5 protein-coding genes and 1 pseudogene are annotated in these 6834 nt (G+C 56.2%); 1 reads left to right on the top strand and 5 read right to left on the bottom strand.

The window, feature by feature from the left end; translation table 11 throughout:
• Window positions 1-179: 179 nt before the first annotated feature.
• On the bottom strand, window positions 180-1307 hold the full coding sequence (zapE, locus tag B3Z49_RS08700) for a cell division protein ZapE (protein WP_296990023.1): 1128 nt from the start codon (window positions 1305-1307) through the stop codon (window positions 180-182).
• Between the two features lie 97 nt (window positions 1308-1404).
• Window positions 1405-2394: a CorA family divalent cation transporter gene (locus B3Z49_RS08695; protein ID WP_296990020.1), complete on the bottom strand. Its 990-nt coding sequence runs from the start codon at window positions 2392-2394 to the stop codon at window positions 1405-1407.
• Window positions 2395-2613: 219 nt separating this feature from the next.
• On the opposite strand from B3Z49_RS08695, the gene B3Z49_RS08690 reads away from it, so the two are divergent.
• A complete protein-coding gene (locus B3Z49_RS08690) occupies window positions 2614-5232 on the top strand; it encodes a mechanosensitive ion channel domain-containing protein (protein WP_296990018.1) in 2619 nt (872 codons plus the stop codon).
• A 45-nt stretch (window positions 5233-5277) separates the two neighbouring features.
• Here B3Z49_RS08690 and B3Z49_RS08685 read toward each other — a convergent pair whose 3' ends face one another.
• The 3 genes and pseudogenes from B3Z49_RS08685 to B3Z49_RS08675 all read right to left on the bottom strand — a co-directional run.
• The gene (locus tag B3Z49_RS08685; RefSeq protein ID WP_296990017.1) at window positions 5278-6090 is read right to left on the bottom strand and encodes an isocitrate lyase/PEP mutase family protein; all 813 of its coding nucleotides are present in this window, start codon (window positions 6088-6090) and stop codon (window positions 5278-5280) included.
• A 129-nt stretch (window positions 6091-6219) separates the two neighbouring features.
• Window positions 6220-6645 carry an NUDIX hydrolase gene (locus B3Z49_RS08680; RefSeq protein WP_051007597.1) on the bottom strand — a complete coding sequence of 142 codons (426 nt, stop codon included), beginning with the start codon at window positions 6643-6645 and terminating at the stop codon, window positions 6220-6222.
• Between the two features lie 6 nt (window positions 6646-6651).
• A pseudogene (locus B3Z49_RS08675) lies at window positions 6652-6834 on the bottom strand (nicotinate-nucleotide diphosphorylase (carboxylating)); the annotation flags it as partial.

Genomic DNA, 6834 nt, shown 5'->3' with positions numbered 1-6834 from the left:
GCAAGAATCGCGCGATGATAAGCGCTCATATGGCGAATAATTGCGACGATTTTAAAGTGACCCGGATGGAGTCGTTTTCCACAGGCTGCGCTATCGCTGGCAGGTCGTCCGAAAAAGGTAGGTCAAAGGTGGGATCACAACTGCCGTTATGATCCGCCATTCTGGCGTTTTGAAAGCCGTCAGGTCAGGTGCGCCATATCGAGATATTCCTGACTGCGCATTTCGGTCATGCGCGACACTGTGCGCTGGAACTCGAATGAATAGTCACCGTCGGTGTAAATCTCGGTCGGGTCGCACTCAATCGCACAGATCAGCTTGGTTTTGTGTTCGTACATCGCATCGACAAGGGTACCGAACCGTTTGGCCCAGTCGCGGCGCGAGTCCGGCAGTTTCGGGATAAAGTCGATAACGATGGTGTGGAAATGCGTCGCGAGCGCGATGTAATCCCCCGGTCCCAGCGGACGGGTGCAAAGCTCTTCAAAGCTGAACTTGGCAACCCCGGCACCAGCCGCGCTGATTTCGATCTTGCGTCCCTTGACGGTCAGGCTGTCGGGCGCGACGCGTGCGCCTTCGGTCAGGGTGGCAAACATCTCGTCAATCCGCTTGGATGCATCTTCGCGGGATATCGGATACAGGAATACCTCGGCGGCCGTCAGATTGCGCATGCGGTAATCGGTGGGGCTCGCCAGTTCCAGCACATCAAGCTTCTGCTTGATCATGTCGATGAAGGGCAGGAAGTTCTGGCGTTGCAGACCATCCTTGTACAGGTCATCAGGCACGCGGTTCGATGTGGTGACAATCACGACCCCATGATCAAACAACTGTTCAAACAGGCGGCCGAGGATCATGGCATCGGTGATGTCGGTTACCTGCATCTCGTCAAAGCACAGCAACCAGGCATCGTTTGCAAGGTCCTTGGCAATCGGCGGGATCGGGTCGGCATCGTCCTTTTTCTTGGTCTGGCGATAACGGTGCATGCGTTCATGCACATCCTGCATGAAGTCATGGAAATGAACGCGACGCTTTTTTTCAATGTCGATGGTTTCATAGAACAGATCCATCAACATGGATTTGCCACGACCAACCTCGCCGTAAATGTAAAGTCCTGATGGCGGCGTCGGTTCATCGCGCCGACGGGTCAGGCCAAACCGTTCGCGCCAGCCACCTGTGCCGGTCGACGGCTCATAGTTGATCAGCGCGTTTTTCAGGCTTTGGAGTTTTTCCGCACAGAGTTCCTGCATCGGATCGTGGGACAGCTCACCAGCGGTGATTTTCGCGCGATAACGTGAAAGCGGGCCGTCGGTCATCAACAAATCTCGAATGCAGTGAAAGGAATTAGGACTGTGAGATTGTCATAGCTCCAAGTTGCATCGCATTGCAACAAGACGGTTTGCATTGCTGCCATCAGATCAGGCGCATCTTTTTAAACAGCCAGATTTCAAACGCGGTAATCACCGCCAGAATGATCGACACCCCAAGGAACCCATACGGGCTGTCCGTTGCCGGAACACCGCCGACATTGATCCCCAGAAGGCCGGTGACGAAACTGATCGGCAGGAACAGACCGGCAATCACGGTAAGCCAGTACATCGTGCGGTTCATCTGTTCGCTTTCAAGCGCCATCAGGTTTTCATTCACGATCTGAATGCGTTCACGTAGGGAATCAAATTCCTCGACCAGACGGACGGTTTTATCGGTCAGTGCGCGGGCGCGGCGTTTGAACCGCTTGTCAGACCAGACCGGTTTTTGTTCGACATAATGCGCCAGTGCATCGCGTTGCGGTCCCAGATGCCGGCGCAGGCGCGACAGCCGATGACGGATGTCCGATCCGCGTTTGCGTAGTGCAAGGGTTTTGCCCTCGGCCACGGTTTCCTGATCGTCCTCGATCGCCTCGACATCTTCTTCCATGCCGCGCACAACATTTTCGACCCGAAAGGCAAGCCGTTCGGCCACGGTCAGGACGAAATCATCAACGCTGTTGGGGGCCTTGTGGTCGGCAATGGCGGCCCGCATGTCATCAAACGCCTTGAGCGGCTGGTTGCGCAGCGTGATCACCATGTTGTTTGTGACCCAGAAACGTACCGAAATCATATCGGCCGGATCATTTTCCGCGTTCAGGTTCACCCCGCGCAGATTAAGCGAATAGCCCGGATCATAGAAAAACACCGCCGGACGCGTGCCACGGGTCGACAGCGTATCGGTGATGGTTGCATCAATCCCGGCAACCGTGATCAGCCAGTCGCGCACCCCGTCGCCCATCCAGTCCAGATGCACCCAAAGATAATTTCCTTCGGTAATTGGCGGCAGGCCCGATTGCAGGGCGTCCCATCCAACCGGTTGTGCGGTGCCATCCGGGGCAATTTCAAAGGCATTGATCAGCGCGGTTTTGCTCATCGCGGGGCTCCTTGGCTGACTGCGTTCATGCAGGTCAGGGGCGGGGTCATCATCACGTCACAATGACAACGGAACGAAACGTTAGATGATTCGTTACTGTTCTCAGTGTAGGGTTCGGTTCTGTGACCAAGTATCAGGCCAACCTGTTTACAAAACGCGAAAAACACTCAAGAAACGGAAGCCGGGCAGCGCTTCGGGCATCAATATGGATCATCAGGCATGACATCAGTTCGTCAGGTAATCGCAAGTCTTGCAATCTGTCTGTTTGCAATGACGGTCTCTTTCGGTTTGGCAGCACAGCCCAACGAACCGCGCCCTGACTCTGTGCAGAAGATCGAACTGGAAAATGCCCAGAACCGCATCGCGGACTGGGAAGCGACGCTTGATGCGATTGAAGAATCGATTTCCGGCGAAGAAATTTCCGGGCGCGTGATCGCCGATGGCCGCGACCGGATCGAAACCATGCAGCTTGCGATTAACGAGCTGCGCGGTCGGGCCGATGAACGCCTGCAGCGGTTTGAAGCTGCCCTTGGCAAACTTGGCGAGCCCCCGGCAGAGGGCGAGGAAGAAGTCCCCGAGGTCGCCCGTGAACGCGATCGTATTGGACAGGACATCGCGCGGGTTGGCGGTGTGCTCAAACAGCTTGAGCTGGTCAATTTCCGCGCAAGCGAGCTTTCTGACCAGTTGTCCGGTCTGGCGCGTGAACGCTTTACCCGACGTGTTCTGGGCCGGGTGGATGTGCCGTTTGATCCGGTTGTCTGGTTTGAAGCCTGGCGCGAAATCGTCAAGCTGCCCAGCATGGTGCAGGCGCGCTATTCCAACCTTGAACTTGAAGGGGACGTCGCCGATCAGCTGTCCGAGGTGGCCCCGGGTCTGGTTTTCCTGACCTTCATCGTGATCGCCGCCCTGATTGGCGGCGAGGTGGTCGTGCTGCGCTATATGCCCGCGCGCTGGAACACTGTGCCGGACGAAGACCGCGTGTCACTGATATCGGGGACGCGGTTCCTGTTTACGGCCTTGGTGCCGGGCATCGCCCTTTTGATCGCCTATGGAATACTTGAATCGCGTGATGCGCTTCTGAGCGGTGCGATGGGTGATTTTGTTCTGCAATGCTTTGCGGCTGCCTTGTTCCTGTTGTTTGTCGGGGCCGCGGTGCGCAGTGTGCATTCACCGTTTGCGCCGTCCTTGCGGCGTTCCGGCACAACGCCAAGGGGTGCCCGGGTTGTCGGGTTCTCTTCGCTGGCTGTGGCAGTGATTTTTGCCTTTGACATGGTGCTGTTGCAAGGTGCTACGACCCTTGGAACGTCGCTTGATATCGCGCTTGTGCAAAGCATCTCGAACGTGCTGGTGATTTCGGTTTTGCTGTTTGTCTGTTCACTCGGTGTGTTCTGGCAGCATGACGAACGCGACCGTCACGAAATCTGGTCAAAGATCGAACGCCGGTCGCGCCGTGGCCTCAAGGTCATTGCGATCATGATGCCGGTGCTGATGTTGCTGGGTTATGTCGCCCTGGCACGCTTCATCCTTGAAAACCTGATGATGGCACTGGCGTTTTTGACCTGTTACTGGCTGCTGCGCGGTTATTGCCGGGCTTTGATGCATACTTACTTGGTGCGCCCGGAAAGCAGCGAAGACAGCAATGTCAGCGATGCAGTGCATGGCACGCTTTATTTCTGGCTGCGGGTTCTGATTGATGTGGTGATGTTTTCCATCGCCGTGCCGGTCGCGGTGATGATCTTTACCGACATTGCCTGGGCTGATCTTATTCTGGCCGTTCAGCAGGCCTTTATCGGCATTCAGGTTGGCGGCATTCATTTCTCGCTACGTTCCATCATGCTGGCGGCCTTGATGTTTGTCATCGTGCTGGCAGTGATGCGCTTCTTCCAGCGTATGCTGAGCACGCGGGTGCTGCCCAACACCAAGCTTGATCAGGGGCTGCAACATTCGGTTTCGGCGATCTTTGGCTATGCCGGGATCTGCCTTGCCATCTTGCTTGCGGTTTCGGCAGCCGGGCTTGATTTGTCCAACCTTGCCATCATCGCCGGTGCCATTTCGGTCGGTATCGGTTTTGGCATGCAAAGCATCGTGAACAACTTTGTGTCCGGCCTGATCCTTTTGGTCGAACGCCCGATCAAGGTCGGTGACTGGATCGTCGTTGGTGCGGATCAGGGCTTTGTAAAGGACATCCGGGTCCGCGCGACCGAGATCGAAACCTTTGACCGGTCTTCGGTTGTCATCCCAAACTCCGAACTGATTTCCAACCGGGTTCTGAACTGGACGCTCAAGGAGCGCTCGGGCCGCGGCATCATCAAGATTGGTGTGTCTTACGGATCGGATGTCGACAAGGTTCGCGAGATCCTGTTGGAAATGGCCGACAAACGCCGCGAGATTTTGACCTATCCGGCACCGCAGGTGGTGTTCATGGATTTCGGGGCCAGTTCGCTTGATTTCGAACTGCGCTATTTCCTGCGCGATATTGGCGATGTGATTGCGGTGGCAAGCTCGATCCGCTTTGAACTTGTCCAGCGCTTCCGTGACGAAGGCATCGAAATTCCGTTCCCGCAGCGTGACCTGAACCTGCGAGATATCGATAAGCTGACCGACGCCATCCGCGACGCTGGCAAGGGGGCGCCGAAAAAGATCGAGAAGTCCGAGCCTGAGGAAACCGAAACGCCAGAAGACAAAGCAGAAGATACATCCTCAGGCACCGACGATAGCGGGGCGGACCAAAAAGCCGCCCCACCGTCTGCGACCAAGGATGTTTCGCGCGATCGCGATGCGCCTGGCCGTGAAATTCCCGATGCGGGCGGCAGTCCTGACGGGGATGCGCCGCGCTAGGGCGTGTGTTCAGTCTGCCTGTCTCTATTGGGCTGTGTGGTTTTGTCAGGTGAAAAATTCTTCAAGCTCTGCAAAGCCCATGGCCTGGTCGGAAAATCCGAATGTGCCCGTGTCGATCATTTCACGCGATGCTTTGACAAAGGCGCCATAGGCAAGGCGGGCAAGTGCTGATCCGACGCTGATCCTTTTTGCGCCGGCGTCCGCCAGTTCAGTCAGACTGAACGTGTTTCCGGGCATGCCCATAACGACATTCACCGGTTTGCTCAGCGATGCGCAAACCGTGCGGATCGTTTCAAGATCATACAAGCCCGGCGCATAAAGAACATCCGCCCCTGCCTTTTCAAAGGCCTGAAGGCGCTTGATCGTGTCGTCAAGGTCAGGGCGTCCCCACAGGAAGTTCTCGCACCGCGCAGTCAGGACAAAATCATGGGGCAAGGCTGATCGAGCTTCGACAGCAGCCTGAATGCGTTCAACAGCAAGCGAAAAATCATAGATCGGGTTTTCCCGGTCTCCTGTGTGATCTTCAAGCGAACAGCCCGCCAGGCCGATTGACGCTGCGACCGAAATCGTTTCTGCCGCGCTTTCCGGACTGTCGCCCATCCCTTTTTCAAGATCAGCCGTGACGGGAAGTGGCGTGGCCGAAACCAGTGCCTGACAATGCTTGAACGTATTTTCGGGTGATGTCTTGCCTTCTGCAACGCCCAAGGAAAATGCCATGCCCGCACTTGTCGTTGCCAAGGCACGAAAGCCGAGTGCGGCGAGAATTCTGGCTGTTCCGATATCCCATGGATTGGGAATGATGAATGCACCAGGTTCTTCGTGAAGCGCCCGAAACAATGCCCCTTTGTCCTGCGTCATGTTCTGATCCTTTTGTGCAAAATTGCAAATCATGCTTACCACAAAAGAATAGAACATAACAAGAACATTTGGGGCAGTGGTCACAACCGCAAGGTACTGCCGGTTGGCCGTATAGCGTTGATCGGGGGATCAAATATCGAAAAGGGCCGCAGTGATCTTTTGCCCCATCGGGGCCATCAGGTGGCGTTCACGCGGCGATAGCCATCTGAGTTCGGCGATTTCGCGTTCGGGTGCAAGGGTTCCGCAATAATAGCCGGTAAAGCAGGTCATGCGCACAATCGACCCTTCGGGCAGGTTGTGGCCCTGTCCGGCAAACGTGCCCAACTGGCGGAGCGTGCCGGGGATCAGGTCGACGCCGAGTTCTTCCTTGATTTCGCGTTTGATGGCTTCGCGCGCGGTTTCGCCGGGATCAATCTTGCCACCGGGCAAATAGAACCGGTCGCGGCCGTGGCTGCGGACCGACAAAATGTTTTCGCCGTCGCGCAAGATCCAGTTGGCGGTTTCGATCACCTTGATCAAGGCTGGGTCTGTGGTGCTATGACTGCTTGCGCGCATGTGGCCTCACAGGATTGCGACATCAAGTCCGATATCAACGGCCGGTGCGGATTGGGTAATCCGCCCGACGGAAACATAATCGACCCCGGTTGCGGCAATCGCACCGATGGTCTGGAGGTTTACACCCCCGGATGCCTCAGTCTTGCAGCGACCAGCGACAATGGCAACCGCTTCGCGCAACATATCCGG

The sequence above is a fragment of the Thalassospira sp. UBA1131 genome, assembly GCF_002311515.1.
In the GTDB taxonomy this organism is placed as follows: domain Bacteria; phylum Pseudomonadota; class Alphaproteobacteria; order Rhodospirillales; family Thalassospiraceae; genus Thalassospira.
The sequence above is the reverse complement of the archived record's forward strand: the minus strand, read 5'-3'. Positions and strand labels throughout refer to the sequence as shown.

What these genes read in the sequence shown, in the direction of transcription:
- zapE (WP_296990023.1), bottom strand. Translation starts at nt 1,307, where the DNA reads ATGACCGACGGCCCGCTTTCACGTTATCGCGCGAAAATCACCGCTGGT.
- B3Z49_RS08695 (WP_296990020.1), bottom strand. Translation starts at nt 2,394, where the DNA reads ATGAGCAAAACCGCGCTGATCAATGCCTTTGAAATTGCCCCGGATGGC.
- B3Z49_RS08690 (WP_296990018.1), top strand. Translation starts at nt 2,614, where the DNA reads ATGACATCAGTTCGTCAGGTAATCGCAAGTCTTGCAATCTGTCTGTTT.
- B3Z49_RS08685 (WP_296990017.1), bottom strand. Translation starts at nt 6,090, where the DNA reads ATGACGCAGGACAAAGGGGCATTGTTTCGGGCGCTTCACGAAGAACCT.
- B3Z49_RS08680 (WP_051007597.1), bottom strand. Translation starts at nt 6,645, where the DNA reads ATGCGCGCAAGCAGTCATAGCACCACAGACCCAGCCTTGATCAAGGTG.